Genomic DNA, 19,974 nt, shown 5'->3' with positions numbered 1-19,974 from the left:
GCGATGGCTCGCCTCCGATCCATGCTCGACCGGCTGTCCGACACGAATCGCCGCGCTTTCCTCGACGGCATCCGCACACTTTCTCCCGCCGTGGCCGCCACCTTCTCCTGGGGCCTCGTCACGGGCATCGCGATGGCGAAATCGGTGGTGCTGACGGTGCCGCAGGCGCTCGGCATGTCGATCGCAGTGTATGCCGGCTCGTCGCAACTGGCGGTGCTGCCGCTCTTCGCCGCGAAGCTGCCCGTCTGGACCATCCTCCTCACCGCGGCGATGGTCAATCTGCGCTTCGTGATCTTCAGCGCGGGCCTCGCGCCGCATTTCTCCTATCTGCCAATGTGGCGGCGCCTCGTGCTCGGCTACTTCAACGGCGACATCATCTACCTGATGTTCGCCAAGCGTAATTTTCCGACTGGCTTTCAGCCCGGCAAGGAAGCGTTCTTCTGGGGGCTCGCGGTCACGAGCTGGTCGTCGTGGCAGGTGTCGTCGATCGCGGGCATCCTGCTCGCGAGCCTCTTTCCCGACGACTGGGGCCTCGAACTCGCCGGCACGCTCGCGCTCTTGCCGCTGATCGTCTCGGCGATCGCCACGCGCTCGACGCTCGCGGCCGTGGGCATCGCGAGCATCGTCGCGCTGCTCGCGTTCGATTTGCCGTACCGCATCGGCTTGCCGATCGCCGTGCTGGCGGCGCTCGCCGCGGGCAGCATCGCCGATATGGTCATCGCGCGAGTCGCGCCGGATCGCGCGCGCAAGCCGCACGCGCCGGCTGCCTCGCCGGCGACGCGCGAAACGCCGCCCGGCGAATCCGCCCCGACGCGTCCAGACACCACGCGGAGCGCCCGATGAGCGCGCTGCAAATCTGGCTCACGATCCTCGGCATGGGCCTCGTCACCGCGATCACGCGCGCGCTCTTCCTGATCGGCGGCGAAAGGATGATCTTGCCCGAGCGGCTGCAACGCGCGCTGCGCTACGCGCCTGCTGCGGCGCTTGCGGCCGTCGTCGTGCCGGATTTGCTCGAGACACCCCACGGCTTTTCCGTCGCGCTCGGCAATCACGCGCTGTACGCGTCGCTCGCGGGGCTCGCCTGGTATTTGTGGCGACGCAGCATGCTCGGCACGATCCTGATCGGCATGGCGGTCTTCACCGCGCTCAGGCTCTGGACCTGATGCGCGATTGCTGCACTGCGTCATCATCCGCGTACGACGGCGTTCATCTCAAATACGCGTCATCAAGGATTACCGGCGTTTGGCGGCCACACGTATCGGTTAAAATGACGGTCTTGCTGTCGCATCGAACGAGGTCTGAACGTGTTTCCGGCAGTCACTGTGCTTCAGCTTCACCACTCGCGGCTCCGCGCCTTTACGGTCGGCGCCGCGGCAGGCCGGCAACCTCCTTCGCATCGTCTTGCATGCATTGCCCGCGCATCGTCGAATGCTTCGTTCCCGCGACGCTGCCCGTCCGTTTCAGCCCGAACCGCCCGAACCGTCAGCCCGTCGCAGCCGGTGTTTTCAGCCGATGATTCACCGAAACCCGGCGGCCGGCTCGCTCACCCGAAGCGCGGCCGACGCTCCACCGGCGCCGCGCCGACCTGATGCCCTGGCCGGTCGCCAAGCCGGCCTTCTTCGCCCGAACCGCTTCTCTACCACGTTGACTCCCATGACGAAAGTACTGCGTTTCACCGATTTGATCGCCGAAGGCAAAGTCTCAGGCAAGCGCGTTTTCATCCGCGCCGACCTCAACGTTCCGCAGGACGACCAGGGCAACATCACCGAAGACACGCGCGTGCGCGCGTCGGTGCCGGCGATCCGCGACGCGCTCGAAGCGGGCGCCGCCGTGATGGTCACGTCGCACCTCGGCCGTCCGACCGAAGGCCAGTTCAAGCCGGAAGACTCGCTCGCGCCGGTCGCGAAGCGCCTCTCGGAGCTGCTCGGGCGCGACGTGCCGCTCGTCGCCGACTGGGTCGATGGCGTCGACGTGCAGCCGGGCAATGTCGTGCTGCTCGAAAACTGCCGCTGCAACAAGGGCGAAAAGAAGAATGACGACGGCCTCGCGCAAAAAATGGCGAAGCTGTGCGACATCTACGTGAACGACGCGTTCGGCACCGCGCACCGCGCCGAAGCGACCACGCACGGCATCGCGAAGTACGCGGGCGTCGCATGCGCGGGCCCGCTGCTCGCCGCCGAACTCGACGCGCTCGGCAAGGCGCTCGGCAACCCGAAGCGGCCGCTCGTCGCGATCGTCGCGGGCTCGAAGGTGTCCACCAAGCTCACCATCCTGAAGTCGCTCGCGTCGAAGGTGGATCAGCTGATCGTCGGCGGCGGCATCGCCAACACGTTCATGCTCGCGTCGGGCCTGAAAATCGGCAAATCGCTCGCGGAAGCCGATCTGCTCGACGAAGCCAAGACGATCATCGCGGAAGCGCGTGCGCGCGGTGCCTCGGTGCCGATCCCGAGCGACGTCGTGACGGCGAAGGAGTCCGCCGCGACCGCGAAGGCGGAAACGAAGTCCGTCGACCAGGTGGCCGACGACGACCTGATCCTCGACATCGGTCCGGACACCGCGAAGGCGCTCGCCGCGCAACTCGAAAAGGCCGGTACGATCGTGTGGAACGGCCCGGTCGGCGTGTTCGAATTCGATCAGTTCGGCAACGGCACGAAGACGCTCGCGGACGCCATCGCGAATTCGCCGGCGTTCTCGATCGCGGGCGGCGGCGACACGCTCGCGGCCATCGCGAAGTACGGCATCCACGACAAGGTCAGCTATATCTCCACCGGCGGCGGCGCGTTCCTCGAATTCCTGGAAGGCAAGAAGCTGCCCGCGGTGGAAGTGCTCGAATCGCGGGCCTGAGCTTGACGGCTCGCATCAGGCCGGAGAAGAAGGGCGCGCCACAGGCCGGGCGCGCGCAAATGGAAGAGACGCAAAATCAAACACAAGCAGCAGAAGAACAGCACGCGGAGCAGGCGCTGGCCGTGACGGCCGCCGCCCGCGACGCCGAGACAGCCGCAGGATCGGGCGAATCGCATGGGGACCCGGACGCGGCAAGGGCGCTCGCCAACGCGTCGGCCGTGCTGATCGGCGGCACGAACGGCGAGCGGCTGGACAACACACATAAAGCGACGCCGGCCACGACCGGCGCGCACTCGCGGTCGCAGAGCAATACTTCGCCCGCCGCGCAACATGCTCGCAGCGCCGCTTACGGCGACTCCACCAAGACGAGGAATGACATGCATCGCGCCACCAAGATCGTTGCCACCATCGGCCCCGCTTCCAGCAACCCCGACACCCTGCTGCAGATGATGCAGGCGGGTCTCGACGTAGTCCGTTTCAACTTCTCGCACGGCACCGCCGACGATCATCGCCAGCGCGCCGAATGGGTGCGCGAAGCCGCGCGCAAGGTCGGCCGCGAAGTCGCCCTGATGGCCGACCTGCAAGGCCCGAAAATCCGCGTCGGCAAGTTCGAGAACGGCAAGACGATGCTGATCGCGGGTAATTCGTTCGTCCTCGACGCGAACTGCGAAATGGGCAACAACGAGCGCGTCGGCCTCGACTACAAGGACCTGCCGCGCGATCTGCGCCCCGGCGACATCCTGCTTCTGAACGACGGCCTGATCGTGCTCGACGTGACGCGCGTGATCGGCGAGGAAGTGCATACGACGGTCAAGGTCGGCGGCGAACTGTCGAACAACAAGGGCATCAACCGTCAGGGCGGCGGTTTGACCGCGCCCGCGCTGACCGAGAAGGACATGGAGGACATCAAGACGGCGATGTCGCTCGGCGCGGATTTCGTCGCGGTGTCGTTCCCGAAGAACGCCACCGACATGGAAATGGCGCGGCAGTTGGCGAACATCGCCGGCCAGCCGTATGGCCTTAAGCCGAAGATGATCGCGAAGATCGAGCGCGCGGAAGCGATTCCCGCGCTGCAAGGCATCCTCGACGCGTCCGACGGCATCATGGTCGCGCGCGGCGATCTGGCGGTCGAAGTGGGCAACGCCGCAGTGCCGGCGCTGCAAAAGCGCATGATCCGCATGGCGCGCGAGTCGAACAAGCTCGTGATCACGGCCACGCAGATGATGGAATCCATGATCCACGCGCCCGTGCCGACGCGCGCGGAAGTATCGGACGTGGCGAACGCCGTGCTCGACGGCACCGACGCCGTGATGCTCTCCGCCGAAACCGCGGCGGGCAAGTATCCGGTGACGACCATCGAGACGATGGCGGCGATCTGCGTCGAAGCGGAGAAGTCGGAAGACTCGCAGCTCGACAAGGATTTCCTCGACCGCACCTTCACGCGCATCGACCAGTCGATCGCGATGGGCGCGCTCTTCACGGCCTATCACCTCGGCGCGAAGGCGATCGTCGCGCTGACGGAATCGGGCGCGACCGCGCTCTGGATGTCGCGCCACTGGACCCACGTGCCGATCTTCGCGCTGACGCCGCGCCTCGGCAGCGAGCGCACGATGTCGCTGTACCGCAACGTCACGCCGCTGCACCTCGACACCAACACCGACCGCGACACCGCGCTGCATCAGGCGCTGGAAGTGGTCGTGAGCAAGGGCTACGCTGCGCGCGGCGACATGGTCGTGCTGACGGTCGGCGAGCCGATGGGGCAGGCGGGCGGCACCAATACGCTGAAGATCGTGCGCGTCGGCGAGGTTTTCTGATCGGCGCGGCCGTCTGAAGCGGGATTTGCAGCGTCCGCCGGCGCGCCGGGTTTCACCCGGAAAGCGCCATGAAATGCGCCGGCGGAGGCAAAAAGGCGTGACGAAATGCACGGGAACGCACGCGAGCGCACAGGATCGGCGCTTGCGTTTCGCTAAAATCCTCAAAAATCTCCGGCCGCACGCCCAAGAATTCGTTTCATCTCAAGGAGTTTCACAATGCCTCTCGTATCAATGCGTCAGTTGCTGGACCACGCAGCCGAAAACGGCTACGGACTCCCGGCATTTAACGTAAACAATCTGGAGCAGGTGCAGGCGATCATGGCCGCCGCGAACGAAGTCAACGCGCCCGTCATCATGCAGGCGTCGGCCGGCGCGCGTAAGTACGCGGGCGAAGCGTTCCTGCGTCACCTGATCGAAGCGGCCGTCGAGTCGTATCCGCACATTCCGGTCGTGATGCACCAGGATCACGGGCAATCGCCGGCGGTCTGCATGGCGGCGATCAGGAGCGGCTTCACGAGCGTGATGATGGACGGTTCGCTCGAAGCCGACGGCAAGTCGGTGGCGTCCTACGAGTACAACGTCGACGTGTCGCGCAAGGTCGTGGAGATGGCGCATTCGATCGGCGTGACGGTCGAAGCGGAGCTGGGCGTGCTCGGTTCGCTGGAAACCATGAAGGGCGACAAGGAAGACGGCCACGGCGCCGAAGGCACGATGACGCGCGAGCAGTTGCTCACCGACGTCGAGCAGGCCGCCGACTTCGTGGCGAAAACGCAGTGCGACGCGTTGGCGATCGCGATCGGCACCTCGCACGGCGCGTACAAGTTCACGAAGAAGCCCACGGGCGACATCCTCGCGATCCAGCGCATCAAGGAAATCCACCAGCGCATCCCGAACACGCACCTGGTCATGCACGGTTCGTCGTCGGTGCCGCAGAATCTGCTGGCCGAAATCCGCGAATTCGGCGGCGACATGAAGGAAACCTACGGCGTGCCGGTCGAGGAAATCCAGGAAGGTATCAAGCACGGCGTGCGCAAGGTGAATATCGACACCGACCTGCGCCTCGCGATCACCGGCGCGATCCGCCGCTATTTCGCGGAAAATCCGTCGAAATTCGATCCGCGCGACTATCTGAAGCCGGCGCGCGAAGCGGCGAAGAAGATTTGTCTCGAACGCTACGTGCAGTTCGGCTGTGAAGGTCAGGCCGGCAAGATCAAGCCGATTCCGCTCGACAAGATCGCCGAGAAGTACAAGTCCGGCGAACTCTCGCAGATCGTCAAATAATTTCGAGATTGAGCGAGTAAAATCAACGGGTTCCGCCACGGAACCCGTTTGCGTTTGGTTTGGTTGTCATCCGCCGCCGTTCCTGCCTTTTCGGGGAACGGCGTTTGGCTTTTATTTTTGCGGCATTTTTTCCGGTCGATCACGATGGCTACTCCGCGTTCCACACTTCTCGAATCCACGATCCAGTCCTTGCCGCTGCTCGGGCGCGGCAAGGTCCGCGACAACTACGCCGTCGGTCAGGACAAGCTCCTGATCGTCACGACCGACCGCCTCTCCGCGTTCGACGTCATCATGGGCGAGCCGATTCCGAACAAGGGCCGCGTGCTCAACCAGATGGCCGATTTCTGGTTCGGCAAGCTCGCGCACATCGTGCCGAACCACAATACCGGCATCGATCCGGCGACCGTCGTCGCGCCGGACGAAGTCGACCAGGTCAAGGGGCGCGCGGTCGTGGTGAAGCGCCTTGAGCCGATCCTGGTGGAAGCCGTGGTGCGCGGCTATCTCGCCGGCAGCGGCTGGAAGGACTATCAGGCGACGGGCGCCGTGTGCGGCGTTGAACTGCCGCCGGGCCTGCAAAACGCGCAGAAGCTGCCCGAACCCATTTTCACGCCGGCCGCGAAGGCCGAAATGGGCCATCACGACGAAAACATCACCTACGATGAGATGGAGCGCCGCATCGGCACCGAACTGTCGGCGACGATCCGCGACATTTCGATCAAGCTGTACAAGGAAGCGGCCGAGTACGCGGCGACGCGCGGCATCATCATCGCGGATACCAAGTTCGAATTCGGGCTCGACGAGCGCGGCGAACTGTATCTGATGGACGAAGTGCTGACGGCCGATTCGTCGCGCTTCTGGCCCGCCGACGGCTATCAGGTCGGCACGAATCCGCCTTCGTTCGACAAGCAGTTCGTGCGCGACTGGCTCGAAACGCAGCCGTGGAAGAAAGAGCCGCCCGCGCCGAAGCTGCCGGACGACGTGGTCGCGAAGACGGCCGAAAAGTACGAAGAGGCACTGCAACGCCTGACCGGGCAGTCGCTCGTTTAACTGGGACGGACAACCAAGATGAGCGAAGCACAGACCGCCCACACGCACGCCGCGCCGGTCATCGGCGTGCTGATGGGCTCCAGTTCCGACTGGGACGTGATGAAGAACGCGGTCGCGATCCTGCAGGAATTCGGCGTGCCTTACGAGGCGAAGGTCGTCTCGGCGCATCGCATGCCGGACGAGATGTTCGAGTACGCCGAAAAGGCGCGCGAGCGCGGGCTGCGTGCGATCATCGCGGGCGCGGGCGGGGCGGCGCATCTGCCCGGCATGCTGGCCGCGAAGACGACCGTGCCGGTGCTCGGCGTGCCGGTCGCGAGCAAGTATCTGAAGGGCGTCGATTCGCTGCATTCGATCGTGCAGATGCCGAAGGGCGTGCCGGTCGCGACGTTTGCGATCGGCGAGGCGGGCGCGGCGAATGCGGCGCTGTTCGCGGTATCGATTCTCTCCGGCACGAACGACGCATACGCCGAACGCCTCGCTGCGTTCCGCGTGCGTCAGAACGAAGCCGCGCATGCGATGGTTTTGCCGCCGCTTTAATCGCGGTCCCACGGCCGCCATGGCGGCCAAGAACACACGAAGATGAACCCACACAACTCTCCGGTTTCACCCATCCTGCCCGGCGCCTGGCTCGGCATGGTCGGTGGCGGCCAGCTCGGCCGCATGTTCTGTTTCGCGGCGCAGTCGATGGGCTATCGCGTCGCCGTCCTCGATCCGGACGAGTCGAGCCCGGCGGGCGCCGTCGCGGACCGACACATCCGCGCGTCCTACGACGACAAAGCCGCGCTCACCGAACTCGGCCGCCTGTGCGCGGCGGTGTCGACGGAATTCGAGAACGTGCCCGCCGCGAGCCTCGAATTCCTCGCGAACTGCACGTTCGTGAGCCCGGGGGCGAAGTGCGTCGCGATCGCGCAGGATCGCGTCGCCGAGAAGCGCTTTATTTGCGACGCCGGCGTGCCGGTCGCGCCGCACGTCGTGATCGAATCGCCGGAAGCGCTCGCCGCCATTCCCGACGACAAGATCGCCGCCGTGCTGCCCGGCATCCTGAAGACCGCGCGCCTCGGCTACGACGGCAAGGGCCAGATCCGCGTGCGCAACGTCGACGAAGTGCGCACCGCGTATGCGTCGCTCGCCGGCGTGCCGTGCGTGCTCGAAAAGCGCATGCCGCTCAAGTTCGAGGTGTCCGTGCTGATCGCGCGCGGCGGCGACGGCAAGTCGGCCGTGTTCCCGCTCGCGCAGAACGTTCACGTCAACGGCATTCTCGCGAAGACGGTCGTGCCCGCGCCCGACGCGTCCGCGTCGCTCGTCGCGCAGGCGCAGGACGCCGCGCTTACGATCGCCGCGAAGCTCGGCTATATCGGCGTGCTGTGCGTCGAGTTCTTCATCCTCGAAGACGGCACGCTGATCGCCAACGAAATGGCGCCGCGTCCGCACAACTCGGGGCACTACACGGTCGATGCCTGCGCGACGAGCCAGTTCGAGCAGCAAGTGCGCGCGATGACCGGCATGCCGCTCGGCGACACGCGCCAGCATTCGCCGGCCGCGATGCTGAACCTGCTCGGCGACGTCTGGTTCGACGGCAAGAAGGCGCGCACGCCGCCGTGGACGGAAGTCGCCGCGATGCCGGCGGCGCGTCTGCATCTGTACGGCAAGGAAGAGGCGCGCGCGGGCCGCAAGATGGGCCACATCAACTTCACGGCGGAGACGCTCGAAGAAGCCCGCACGGCGGCACGCGACTGCGCACGCATGCTGCACATCCCGCTCGATTGAGCGCGCGCCGATGAGCATCCTCTACCCGGGCGCCGCGCAGATCGACGAAGCGGCGGCGCTTCTCGACGCGGGCGAACTCGTCGCGTTTCCGACCGAAACGGTGTACGGCCTCGGCGGCGACGCCGAGAATCCGGACGCCATCGCGCGCATTTACGCGGCGAAGGGGCGCCCGGCGAATCATCCGGTGATCGTGCATCTCGCGCCCGAAGGCGATCCGGCGTACTGGGTGCAGTCGCTCGTCCCCGACGCGCTCAAGCTGATCGACGCCTTCTGGCCCGGTCCGCTCACGCTGATCCTGAAGCGCGCCGCGCATATTCCGGCGGCGGTCAGCGGCGGGCAGGACTCGGTCGGGATTCGCGCGCCATCGCATCCGGTGGCGCAGCAGCTTTTGTCGGCGTTCAGTGCGCGGCGCGGCGGACATGGTGGCGTGGCGGGGCCGTCGGCGAACCGCTTCGGACACGTCAGCCCGACGACCGCGCAGCATGTGCGCGACGAGTTCGGCGCGACGGTTCATGTGCTCGACGGCGGCGCGGCGGACGTCGGCATCGAATCGACCATCCTGGATTTATCGCGCGGCTTTCCGGCGCTGTTGCGCCCGGGTCATGTGAGCCCGCAGGCCATCGCGGACGTGCTCGGCGTCGCGCCGCGCCTGCCCGACGGCAGCGACGCCACCGCGCCGCGCGCCTCCGGCACGCTGAAGGCGCATTACGCGCCCCGCACGCCGCTCGCGCTGTTGCCGTTCGCGGCGATCGAAGCGCTGCTCGCGTCGCACGGCGCGTCGAACGTGCAGAAAATCGCGCTCGTCGCGCGCGCGTCGAGCGCGCTCGCGTGGGCGCAGGCGCCGGGCGTGCATTTCGTCGCCGCGCCGGAAGACCCGCAGACCTACGCGCGCGATCTCTACGGCTTGCTGCGCGCGCTGGACCGGGCGAACGTCGAGCGAATCCTGATCGAAAAGCTGCCCGAATCGATCGAATGGATCGCGGTGAACGATCGGCTCGGGCGCGCGGCGGCGGCGTTCGAGGCGCAGGAATAGGCTTTCCTCGTCGCGAAACAGGGCAAAAAAGCAAAACGCCCGGTCGATCGACCGGGCGTTTCGCTTTCAGACGGCTTCTAACCAAAAAGCCCGAATTACTTCCCGAGCCCGGACTTAGCGATCGCCTGTTCGACGGCCTGCGCGTACAGCAAGTGCAGGTGCGTCGTCGGATGGATGGTGTCGGCGTACATGTACGTCTGGTCCGCGCCCGCGACCGTCTGCGTTTCCGGCGAGCAGAAGAGCGAACTGCCGAATGCGGTCGGATTGGTCTGGCCGGCCTTCGTGGCGGCGGCGATCATCGCCTGGAGGTTGCAGGCCGTCCCCGTGTTCGACACCGTGAAGCCCATCGACTGATAGTTCGCCGTGATGTTGGCGAGCAGCGGCGGCAGGTCCACGTAGATGACCTTGGAAATCAGGCCGGCCTGCGTCAGCGCGCCCTTCAGCACGGTATTGAAACCGTTCGAGGCGCTCGTGAGCGTTGCGCCCTTGTCGGCGCTCATGAGGCCTTGCGGCGTCGTGCCGATGTCCGGCACGTTCGACACGACGACGTGCGTCGCCCCGGCCTGCACGACCCGCCCGACGACACCTGCCAGATCGATCGCCGCCTGCTGGATCGCGGCCTGCGCCGCCGCGCCCGCCTGTTGTGCCGCTTGCGGCGGGATCTGCCCGGCGGCGGCCTGCGCGGCGGCAGTCTGCGCGATGGTCAGATTCAGCAGGATGTCGTTCGCGCCGCCGTTGATCAACACGAGCTGATTCGCGTTGAAGCCGCCGTGCGCGGCGATATAGTTGCTCACCTGCTGGTTGATCGGGATGGTGGTGGCTTGCGAGAAGTCGGCGTTGGCCGTGCCCGGCGTCGCGTGGCCGATGCCCGGCTGGAGCGTGACGCGCGCGCCGCCCTGGCCGTAGCCGAAGCCCGTTCCCGGCGTGAGCGGCACGCCGAAGCCGCCGGTCGCGGCGGGCGTGAGCGTGTCGCCGTAATACTGCGCGACGTTCTGCGTCCAGACCTGTCCCGGGTTCGTCGTGAAGCGGCCGCCGCCGAAGCTCCGCGTGATCACGGGCGAGTACGTGCCGACGTCGGACAGGCTGTCGCCGAACGAAACGACTTGCAGCTTGACGCCGCCCGGCGGCGTCGAATTGTTGTTGTTGTCGTCACTGCCGCCGCCGCATGCGGCGAGGATGGCGAGCGCGGCGCTCGCCGTGGCGAACTGGGCATAACGCAGCATCGCGCCGCGCGTGGTGGTGTGCTTGTTCATCGACCTCGTCTCCATCTTTTTGGTGAATCTTGTAGTTGATGCCGCGGCTCGACTGCCGCGTTTCTTATCCATGTTTTCAGGCGCCGCGCCGGGTCAGGCCGCCCAGCCAGCGTCGCGATAGCTTACCGAATCTTCCCACCTCCATCAGATGTTTCGCGCGAATGACGCATCGCCGGGGCCGCCGGACTTCGCGCGGCGGAACCGGACCGCGTGCGTGAGCGTACACGGGGAGCGCGCGGCGGCGCTCGCGACTTCGTAGAAGGAATATTCGAAGCCCGGGTTTCTACTCGGCCGCGCCCGGCTTGCGCGCGCCTTCGTACACCCACTCGAGCAGCGCATCGTGGGCGGCGCGCGCAGCTTCCGCCCGCGGATCGTTGATGAAGCTCACGACCACGTAGGTCTCGCCGTTCTCCGCGCCGACGTACCCGGCGATCGCGCGGACGTCGCGCAGCGTGCCGGTCTTGATGTGCGCGTTGCCGAGCGCGCCCGCGTTGGTCAGGCGGTTGCGCATCGTGCCGTCGACGCCTGCTATCGGCAGCGATTCCGTGAACACCTGCGCAACCGGGCTCGAATTCGCCGCCTGCAGGAGATCGGCGAGCGACAGCGCGCTGATGGTCTCGTCGCGCGAGAGCCCGGAGCCGTTGTCGAGCGCCAGGCCGTTCATCGGCAGGGCGCTTCTGCGCAGGAACTGCAGGATCGCCTGCGCGGACTTCACCGGCGTCGCGGGCGGCTTCGCGGTGGCCGCGCCGATCGTGAGGAACAGGTTGCGCGCCATCACGTTGTTGCTGAACTTGTTGATGTCGCGAACGATGTCGGAGAGCACCGGGCTGCGGTGCGTGCCGACGAGCCGCGCGCTCGAAGGCGTCGCGCCTTCGCGGGTCGTGCCGGCGAAGGTGCCGCCCGTCTGCTTCCAGAGCGCGAGGAAGCCGCCCGCGAAGAACGTGGAGTGATCGAGCGCCGCGACGTTGATCGTGCGTGAACCGCAGCGCAGCGGATAGTCGCCGATGAACGACGCCTGCACGAAGCCAGAGTTCGTCTGCGCGACGCTGGGCGACGCCGCCGGCAGCGTGCCCGCGCACGCGCCGCGCGTGACGCGCAGTTCGTTGTCGATCTGAAGTTGCGCGAGTTGCGGCAGCACGTCGATGGAGACGCCGCCTTCCGGGTTCGGCGTCAGCGTGAACGACAGCGACTTGAACGCGTACAAGAGCGGATCGGGACCGACGTTGTAGGGCGCGCTGTCGTCGTGGTCGAAGGCGGGCAGGTCGCGCGTGGAGGCGTCGAAGTAGCGCTTGTCGAGCACGAGCGCGCCGTCGATGCCCGTGATCCCGTTCTTGCGGATCTGGTCGACCAGGTCGATCAGTTCTTCCGGCACGAGCTTCGGGTCGCCCGTGCCCTGGATGTACAGGTTGCCGTGCAGCACGCCGTGCGGGTCGACTTCGCCGTCGGCGTAGGCGGTCGTCTTCCAGCGATAGTCCGGGCCGAGCAGCGAAAGGCCGGCGTACGTGGTGACGAGCTTCATCGTCGAGGCGGGGAGCATCGGCTGGTTCGCGTTGATCGCGACGAGCGGCACCGGCGCGCCGATCCGCTGCACGACCACGCTCATCGACGACACCGGCACGTGCGCGCGCGCGAGCGCGGCCATCACGGTTGGCGGCAGCGGGCCGGCCGGCACGGCGATGCGTTCCGCGCGCTCGGCGCGCTTCGCCTTGAGCCCACCGCGCGCCGCGCGCTTGGGCGACTGCGCCTGCGATTCGGCTTTCGTGCCGCCGCGCGCGTCGGCGTAAGGCGCATACGCGAGCGCGCCGCCGACGACGAACGCAACGGCGAGCGCGTAAGAGGACAGGCGCGCAAAGGAGGAGCGGGGGAAGGCGAAAAGCGGAGCGAGCAGCATGAATTCTTTTTGGATGCGAAGTGATGAGCGCCGCACATGCGTCGGGGCCCGGAACAAAGCGGCTATTGTAGACAAGCTTCCTTGCTAAATCGTTGCCGTGCGTCGCAATGTGCCTGACGCGCGTTTAAGGCCCGCTTAATCCTCGGGCCGCCGGGCGCGGCTAAAATGGACCGCTCCCCCATACGACAACGAGCGCGCCATGCGAATCCTGCTAGTCGAAGATGATCGGATGATCGCCGAGGGCGTGAGGAAGGCGCTTCGTGCCGACGGCTTCGCCGTCGACTGGGTGCAGGACGGCGACGCGGCGCTCACGGCCGTCGGCGGCGAGCCCTACGACATGATGCTGCTCGACCTCGGCCTGCCGAAGCGCGACGGGCTCGATGTGCTCAAAAGCCTGCGCGCGCGCGGCAACGCGCTGCCGGTCCTGATCGTGACGGCGCGCGACGCCATCGCCGATCGCGTGAAAGGGCTGGACGCCGGCGCGGACGACTATCTCGTCAAGCCCTTCGATCTCGACGAACTCGGCGCCCGCATGCGCGCGCTGATCCGCCGTCACGCGGGACGCGGCGAGTCGCTCGTGCGCCACGGGCCGCTCACGCTCGATCCGGTCGGCCATCAGGTGACGCTCGAAGGCTCCCCCGTCACGCTCTCCGCGCGCGAGTTCGCGCTGCTCGAAGCGCTGATGGCGCGTCCAGGCGCGGTGCTGTCGAAGAGCCAGCTCGAAGAAAAGATCTACGGCTGGGGCGAGGAGATCGGCAGCAACACGGTCGAGGTCTACATCCATTCGCTGAGGAAGAAACTCGGCGCCGACCTGATCCGCAACGTGCGCGGGCTCGGCTACATGGTCGCGAAGGACGCCTGATGCATTCGATTCGCCGCCAGCTCCTCGTGTGGCTGCTTGCGCTCGTGATCGTCGGCGTGGGGTTCGCGGGCTGGCTCATCTACCGTCAGGCGCTCGCCGAAGCCAACGAACTCTTCGATTACCAGTTGCAGCAGATCGCCTCCGCGCTGCCGTCCGAGCCGTTTTCGTCGGTGCTCAGTTCGCGCGCGGACAGCGACGAAGGCGTCGTGATCCAGATCTGGAATCGCAATGGCGTGCTGATGTACTACTCGCATCCGCGCGTGCCGCTCGCGCCGCACGCGGAACTCGGCTTTTCCACCGAGATGACGGTGCGCGGCGAATGGCGCGTGTATAGCGCGATCGTCGGCGACAACGTCGTGCAGCTCGCGCAACCGCTCTCGATCCGCAACCGGCTCGCGGCGGGCGTCGCGTGGCGTACGCTCTGGCCGCTCGTGCTGCTGCTGCCGTTCCTCGGGCTCGCGGTGTGGCTGATCGTCGGGCGCGGGCTCGCGCCGTTGCAGCGCGTGACGCGCGCGCTCGACACGCGTCATCCCGAAGCGCTCGAACCCTTGCCCGACACGCGTTTGCCGCAGGAAGTGCAACCCGTCGTGCACGCGCTGAACGCGCTCCTTTCGCGCCTCGCGACGGCGCTCGACACGCAGAAGGCGTTCGTCGCCGACGCCGCCCACGAACTGCGCACGCCGCTCGCGGCCGTGCAGATCCAGGCGCAGCTCGTTGCGCGCGCGCAGGACGACGGCGCGCGCAAGGAAGCGCTCGCGGACCTGCAGGCGGGCATCGCGCGCGCGACGCGGCTGGCGGAGCAACTGCTTGCGCTCGCGCGGGCCGAGCCGGACAGCAAGACGTCGATGCAGGACGTCGACCTGCATGCGCTCGTCGACGAATGCGTCGGCGCAAGCGTGCTGCTCGCGCAGGAACGCGGCGTCGATCTCGGCATCGAGACGAGCGAGGCCGCGACCGTCACCGGCAATCGCGACGCGCTGCGCGTGATGCTCAACAACCTCATCGACAATGCGACGAAGTACACGCCGCGCGGCGGGCGCGTCGACGTTTCGTTGAAGGTGGAAGAGGGACGCCCGGTCGTGCGGATCGCGGACAGCGGCCCGGGCATTCCCGCCGACGAACGCGAGCGCGTGTTCGACCGCTTCTATCGCGTGGGCGAAGGCGCGAGCCGCACGCGCACGGACGTCGCGGGCAGCGGCCTCGGCCTTGCGATCGTCAAGCGCATCGCGGACCAGAACGGCGCGCGCGTCGTGCTCGGCGAATCGGCGGCGGGCGGGCTGCTCGTCACGGTGCGGTTTTGAGCGGGACGCGTCGGCGCGAAGTTTCGAGACAGCTTTAAGCGACCTTTAAGCGACGCCACGTAAGCTTCGTTTCATCCTAAAACGCCCCTGTCAGGAGCACACGATGAAAGCGAAGATTTTTACCCGCAGCGCCGTTGCTGCAGCCGTCGCCATCGCCTTGTCGGCGGGCTACGTGGCCGGACACAACAACCTCCCGGCGCCGCAGGTCATCGCACCCGCGCAAGCCGCCGCGATGATGCCGGCCGAAGCCGCCGCGAAGACCGGCGTGCCCGACTTCTCCGGTCTCGTCGAAACCTACGGGCCGGCGGTGGTGAATATCAGCGCGAAGCACGTCGTCAAGCAGACGTCGTCGCGCGGCAATGGCGCCTCGCAACTGCCCATCGATCCGAACGATCCGTTCTACCAGTTCTTCAAGCGCTTCGGCGGCATGCCCGGCTTCGGCGGCCCCGGCGGCGGCAACGGCAACGGCGGCCAGGACCGCCCGAGCGAGGGCCTCGGCTCCGGCTTCATCGTGAGCAGCGACGGCTACATCCTGACCAACGCGCACGTCGTCGATGGCGCGAATGTCGTCACCGTCAAGCTCACCGACAAGCGCGAATACCGCGCGAAGGTCGTCGGCGCGGACAAGCAGTCGGACGTCGCGGTGCTCAAGATCGACGCGAAGAACCTGCCGATCGTGAAGATCGGCGATCCGAACGGCAGCAAGGTCGGCCAGTGGGTCGTCGCGATCGGTTCGCCTTATGGTTTCGACAACACGGTGACCTCGGGCATCATCAGCGCGAAGTCGCGCTCGCTGCCGAACGAGAACTACACGCCGTTCATTCAGACCGACGTGCCGGTGAATCCGGGCAACTCGGGCGGCCCGCTCTTCAACCTGCAAGGCGAAGTGATCGGCATCAATTCGATGATCTATTCGCAGACGGGCGGCTTCCAGGGACTTTCGTTCGCCATCCCGATCAACGAGGCGATCAAGGTGAAGGATGCGCTCGTGAAGACGGGCCACGTCGATCGCGGGCGCCTCGGCGTGACCGTGCAGGGCATGAACCAGACGCTCGCCAATTCGTTCGGCATGAAGACGCCGCAGGGTGCGCTCGTGAGTTCGGTCGAGCCGGGCGGTCCGGCCGCGAAGGCGGGTCTGCAACCGGGCGACGTGATCATGTCGCTCAACGGCCTCGCGGTCACGGATTCGACCTCGTTGCCGTCGCAGGTCGCGGGCCTGCCGCCGGGCAGCCAGGCGAAGGTGCAGGTGTGGCGCGACAAGGGCTCGAAGGACCTGACGGTGACGGTCGGTGCGCTCAAGGACGCCAAGACCGCGAACGCGAAGGGCGACAAGAGCGACGGCGACGGCGCCTCGGCGCAGGACGCGCGCCTCGGCGTCGCGGTGCGCCCGCTCACGCCGGAGGAAAAGCAGGACAGCTCGCTCTCGCGCGGCCTCATCGTGCAGCAGGCGAACGGCGCCGCGGCGAACGCGGGCATCCAGCCCGGCGACGTGATTCTCGCGGTCAACGGCCAGCCGGTGACGAGCGTGCAGCAGTTGAAGGCGATGGTCGCGCACGCGGGCGACAGCCTCGCGCTCCTGATCCAGCGTGACGACGCGCAGATCTTCGTACCGGTCGATCTTGGCTGATCGTCGATGTCGGGGTCGGTGCTGATAGGGCGCGATCGGGCACGAAGTATGCTGTCGCCACGTCGTGGTGCCCCATCGCGCCGTACCGGCGCATCGGGCGGTTTTCGGGTCGAGCGTAGCCCTGCGCTGCGCGAAACACATGGAGCGAAACGACAATGACGATCAAGACCAAAGGCAGGCACGCGACGCTGACACTGGCAGCCGCGATGGCCCTGAGCATGACGGGCGGCGCGTGGGCGCAAGCATCGAGCGCGGCGGCGAGCGACACGAGCAGCGCCGGCAACACCAACGGCGGCGGCCTGCCGCAGATCGAGCAGCAAGGCAGCGTGTCGTATACGTCGGGCGGCGTCGGGCTCGACGAATCGAAGGCGCTGTTGCGCGAACAGGCTCAGTGGCCGCTATCGTTGCGTTTCACGGGGCCGACCGCGGACTATCTCTCGGGCGTCCACGTGAGGATCGTCGATGCGAAGAACGGCGAAGTGCTCAATGCCGAAGCGATGGGTCCCTACATGCTGGTCAAGCTGCCGGCCGGCAGCTACACCGTGTATGCGAAATACAAGGATCAGGAGCAGAAACACGCGGTGAGCGTCGCGGGCGCGGGCAAGGCGAAGGCTGCGTTTCACTGGAGTATTCAATGACCGGCGCGTGAGCGCCCTGCAAAACGCCGGTTGGCGATGGCGCGAAATACGCACGATCGAGCGCGTGAAAGCGCGCACACAGCCGGCCGGAGTTTGCTCATAATGAAGCCGCGGGTCATGAATGTGCCCGCGGCTTTTTTTTGCGGTTAGTCTGGGCACGACGACGTGCCTCGCGCTTTTCTCAGCCGAACCGGGAGGGCATCGATGAACACCGACACGCAAGATTTCGCGCATCGCATCGAGATCACGCCCAATGGCCGACGTTGCCGGGTGATCCACCAGGGCGTCACCTACGCGGATACGCACGCGTCGCTGACGGTCGTCGAAAGCGGCTTGCCCGCCGTGCATTATTTCCCGCGCGCGGACGTCAACATGGCGCGCCTGCAGCGCTCGATCCACGTCTCGCATTGCCAGCACCTGGGCGATGCCACGCATTACCACTTGCTGACCGAGGACGGCCCCGTCGAAAACGCCGCGTGGAGCTACGAACAGCCCACCGCCGACGCCGCCCGGATCAAGGGCTACCTCGCGTTCCATGCGTCGCGCGTCGACCGCATCGACGAGACTTCCTGAACGCTGCAGCCGTTTTGCCGTTTTGCCGTTTTGCCGTTTTGCCCGCTTTGCCCGCTTCGCCCGCTTCGCCGATTCTGCTTCGCCGCTTCATCCACGCCGCAACATAACGAACGAGTGCAGTCTTTGCCTGGGAGGCTCAGATGGAAGTCACCGATGCGTTGCGTGTTCCCCTCGACCCGGCGCACGTCCGGGAAGCCCTCGGCGATCTCGCGCTGCTGCGGGCGAGCCTCGACAACTGCGAATCGTTCGCGAAACTCTCGGGCGGCGAATATGCGCTCACGATGATCGTGCCGCTCGGTGCGTTGCGCGCGCGCTACGAGATTCGGGCGCACGGCGCGGGCGTCACGCGGCAGAACGCCCACACCGATGGCGAAGCCGACGCCGCCGCCGTCGCGCCGGACGCGGCCGGTGCGTACGCCCGCACGCTCAGTTTCAAGGCGCGGGGCGAAGGCGTCGGCTCGTTGCGCGGACAGATCGCCGTCGCGCTCAATCCGGACGCCAGCGGCGAATCGACGTGGGTCGACTACACGCTGTGGGCGACGCTCTCCGGGCCGCTCGCCGGCTTGCCCTCGCGGCAGATCGAGAATTCGCTGCGCGAAGTCGCCGACGATTTCTTCTCCGAATTCTGCGAAGTGGTGCGCGCGAAGCACGGCTTGCCGTCGATGCGCGCGCAGCAGGACCCCGGCACGCGGCGCCATGTGTTCCTGCGGCCGAGCGCGATGTCGGCGGCGTTCATGCGGCGTCCCGGCGCGACGCAACGCCAGATCCACCCGGGCGGCGCCGACGCCGCGAGCGGCGTGCTGCATCACCGGCTGCCGGGACACGGCCTCGGGCACCGCGACCGCGATCATTCCCACGATCCGCATCCGCTCGGCTTGCCTGTCTGGGCGTGGGCGGCGATGCTGGTCTGCATCGCGCTGTTCGCGTTTCTCGCGCCGCGCGTCGGGTTGCAGTAAACGCGCCGCGCGCCCGCTAATTTCCCCGAAACTCGCGTCGATACGTCGACGGCGACGTCTTCAGCGTCTGCGCGAACTGCTGGCGCAGCGTCGCGCCGGTATTGAAGCCGCACGCCTCGGCGATCCGGTCGATCGGCAGGTCGGTGCTTTCCAGGAGCCGCCGTGCGAACGCGATGCGTTCGCCGAGCAGCCACGCGCCCACCGTCGCGCCCGTCAGACGATGGAATCGCCGCGTGAACGTGCGCCGGCTCATCGCGACGCGCGCCGCGAGTGCGTCGAGCGAATGCGGCGTCGCGAGATTGCCGCGCAGCCAGTCGAGCAACTCCGCGAGACGGTCGCCGTTCGCGTGCCTCGGCAGCGGCTCTTCGATGAACTGCGCCTGCGAGCCCTGCCGATGCGGCGGCACGACGAGCCGCCGCGCGACATGATTCGCGGCTTCGGCGCCGCACAACTGCCGCAACACATGCAAACAGCAGTCGATGCCCGCCGCCGTTCCCGCCGACGTGGTGAGCGTCGCGTCGTCGACGTAGAGCACCTTCGGATCGAGCCGCACGCGCGGAAAGCGCCGCGCGAAGTCGTCGGCCCAGGCCCAGTGCGTGGTCGCGACGCGGCCGTCGAGCAAGCCGGCGGCCGCGAGCACATACGCGCCGAGGCACAGGCCGATCAGGCGCGCGCCGCGTGCGTGGGCGGCCCGCAGCGCGTCGAGGAGGGCGGCGGGCGGCGTCTCGGCCGGATCGCGCCAGCTGGGGACGATCACGATATCGGCGTCGGCGAGGGCGTCGAGCGCGTGATCGGCGGCGATCGTGAAACCTGCGGTGGTCGAGAGGCGCCCCGGCTCGGCCGCGCAGACGCGAAACTGGAAGCGCGGCAGGCCGGCGTCGGTGCGGTCTTCGCCGAACACGATGCACGGCACCGAAAGATGAAACGGACTGATCCCGTCGAAGGCGACGACAGCGACAACGGACATTGGCGGATTCCCGGCGCGTGGCATATTGGCCCGATTCTATCGCTGTCTGGCTATCGGGCCACTTACGCCCGCACGCGCGGATCGCGAGAATGACGCCATTGCCAACCAGTTCGAGGAAAG

At 67.0% G+C, this 19,974-nt stretch carries 18 protein-coding genes; 15 read left to right on the top strand and 3 right to left on the bottom strand.

Annotated features, from left to right (window positions below; all coding sequences use genetic code 11):
- The first annotated feature begins 21 nt into the window (after positions 1–21).
- From AWB66_RS18155 to AWB66_RS18115, 9 genes are all read left to right on the top strand, one after another.
- A complete protein-coding gene (locus tag AWB66_RS18155) occupies positions 22–843 on the top strand; it encodes an AzlC family ABC transporter permease (protein WP_087631569.1) in 822 nt (273 codons plus the stop codon).
- A complete protein-coding gene (locus tag AWB66_RS18150; RefSeq protein WP_087631568.1) occupies positions 840–1,163 on the top strand; it encodes an AzlD domain-containing protein in 324 nt (107 codons plus the stop codon). The genes AWB66_RS18155 and AWB66_RS18150 overlap by 4 nt, the downstream gene beginning before the upstream one ends.
- Before the next feature lie 490 nt (positions 1,164–1,653).
- The gene (locus AWB66_RS18145) at positions 1,654–2,844 is read left to right on the top strand and encodes a phosphoglycerate kinase (protein WP_087631567.1); all 1,191 of its coding nucleotides are present in this window, start codon (positions 1,654–1,656) and stop codon (positions 2,842–2,844) included.
- 59 nt (positions 2,845–2,903) lie between these two features.
- A complete protein-coding gene (pyk, locus tag AWB66_RS18140) occupies positions 2,904–4,658 on the top strand; it encodes a pyruvate kinase (RefSeq protein WP_407642289.1) in 1,755 nt (584 codons plus the stop codon).
- A gap of 216 nt (positions 4,659–4,874) precedes the next feature.
- Positions 4,875–5,939: a class II fructose-bisphosphate aldolase gene (fba, locus tag AWB66_RS18135; RefSeq protein WP_087631566.1), complete on the top strand. Its 1,065-nt coding sequence runs from the start codon at positions 4,875–4,877 to the stop codon at positions 5,937–5,939.
- Between the two features lie 144 nt (positions 5,940–6,083).
- Positions 6,084–6,986: a phosphoribosylaminoimidazolesuccinocarboxamide synthase gene (locus AWB66_RS18130; RefSeq protein WP_087631565.1), complete on the top strand. Its 903-nt coding sequence runs from the start codon at positions 6,084–6,086 to the stop codon at positions 6,984–6,986.
- An 18-nt stretch (positions 6,987–7,004) separates the two neighbouring features.
- Complete coding sequence (gene purE / locus AWB66_RS18125; RefSeq protein ID WP_087631564.1) at positions 7,005–7,523, top strand: 5-(carboxyamino)imidazole ribonucleotide mutase; 519 nt, start codon at positions 7,005–7,007, stop codon at positions 7,521–7,523.
- A gap of 42 nt (positions 7,524–7,565) precedes the next feature.
- Complete coding sequence (locus tag AWB66_RS18120) at positions 7,566–8,753, top strand: 5-(carboxyamino)imidazole ribonucleotide synthase (protein ID WP_087631563.1); 1,188 nt, start codon at positions 7,566–7,568, stop codon at positions 8,751–8,753.
- 10 nt (positions 8,754–8,763) lie between these two features.
- Positions 8,764–9,786 (top strand): L-threonylcarbamoyladenylate synthase, encoded by a 1,023-nt coding sequence (locus AWB66_RS18115; protein WP_087631562.1) that lies wholly within the window; start codon positions 8,764–8,766, stop codon positions 9,784–9,786.
- A 95-nt stretch (positions 9,787–9,881) separates the two neighbouring features.
- Here the strand turns inward: AWB66_RS18115 and AWB66_RS18110 are convergent, their stop codons facing one another.
- Positions 9,882–11,054: an SGNH/GDSL hydrolase family protein gene (locus AWB66_RS18110; RefSeq protein ID WP_200819011.1), complete on the bottom strand. Its 1,173-nt coding sequence runs from the start codon at positions 11,052–11,054 to the stop codon at positions 9,882–9,884.
- A 268-nt stretch (positions 11,055–11,322) separates the two neighbouring features.
- Positions 11,323–12,930, bottom strand: coding sequence for a D-alanyl-D-alanine carboxypeptidase/D-alanyl-D-alanine endopeptidase (gene dacB, locus AWB66_RS18105; RefSeq protein ID WP_087631560.1), 1,608 nt, complete (start codon positions 12,928–12,930; stop codon positions 11,323–11,325).
- Between the two features lie 199 nt (positions 12,931–13,129).
- On the opposite strand from dacB, the gene AWB66_RS18100 reads away from it, so the two are divergent.
- The 6 genes from AWB66_RS18100 to AWB66_RS18075 all read left to right on the top strand — a co-directional run bounded on the left by AWB66_RS18100 (position 13,130) and on the right by AWB66_RS18075 (position 18,887).
- Positions 13,130–13,792, top strand: coding sequence for a response regulator (locus tag AWB66_RS18100; protein ID WP_087631559.1), 663 nt, complete (start codon positions 13,130–13,132; stop codon positions 13,790–13,792).
- Positions 13,792–15,093 (top strand): ATP-binding protein, encoded by a 1,302-nt coding sequence (locus tag AWB66_RS18095; protein ID WP_087631558.1) that lies wholly within the window; start codon positions 13,792–13,794, stop codon positions 15,091–15,093. The genes AWB66_RS18100 and AWB66_RS18095 overlap by 1 nt, the downstream gene beginning before the upstream one ends.
- A gap of 103 nt (positions 15,094–15,196) precedes the next feature.
- A complete protein-coding gene (locus AWB66_RS18090) occupies positions 15,197–16,720 on the top strand; it encodes a DegQ family serine endoprotease (protein WP_087631557.1) in 1,524 nt (507 codons plus the stop codon).
- 155 nt (positions 16,721–16,875) lie between these two features.
- The gene (locus AWB66_RS18085; RefSeq protein WP_087631556.1) at positions 16,876–17,358 is read left to right on the top strand and encodes a hypothetical protein; all 483 of its coding nucleotides are present in this window, start codon (positions 16,876–16,878) and stop codon (positions 17,356–17,358) included.
- Between the two features lie 204 nt (positions 17,359–17,562).
- The gene (locus tag AWB66_RS18080) at positions 17,563–17,931 is read left to right on the top strand and encodes a DUF427 domain-containing protein (protein ID WP_087631555.1); all 369 of its coding nucleotides are present in this window, start codon (positions 17,563–17,565) and stop codon (positions 17,929–17,931) included.
- 140 nt (positions 17,932–18,071) lie between these two features.
- A complete protein-coding gene (locus tag AWB66_RS18075; protein ID WP_087631554.1) occupies positions 18,072–18,887 on the top strand; it encodes an SRPBCC family protein in 816 nt (271 codons plus the stop codon).
- A 16-nt stretch (positions 18,888–18,903) separates the two neighbouring features.
- On the opposite strand, the gene AWB66_RS18070 is transcribed toward AWB66_RS18075, so the two are convergent.
- Positions 18,904–19,854 carry a helix-turn-helix domain-containing protein gene (locus tag AWB66_RS18070; RefSeq protein ID WP_235021157.1) on the bottom strand — a complete coding sequence of 317 codons (951 nt, stop codon included), beginning with the start codon at positions 19,852–19,854 and terminating at the stop codon, positions 18,904–18,906.
- Positions 19,855–19,974: the final 120 nt, after the last annotated feature.

The sequence above is a fragment of the Caballeronia telluris genome (assembly GCF_001544495.1).
Classification (GTDB): domain Bacteria; phylum Pseudomonadota; class Gammaproteobacteria; order Burkholderiales; family Burkholderiaceae; genus Caballeronia; species Caballeronia telluris.
This window is presented reverse-complemented; position numbering and strand designations above follow the sequence as displayed.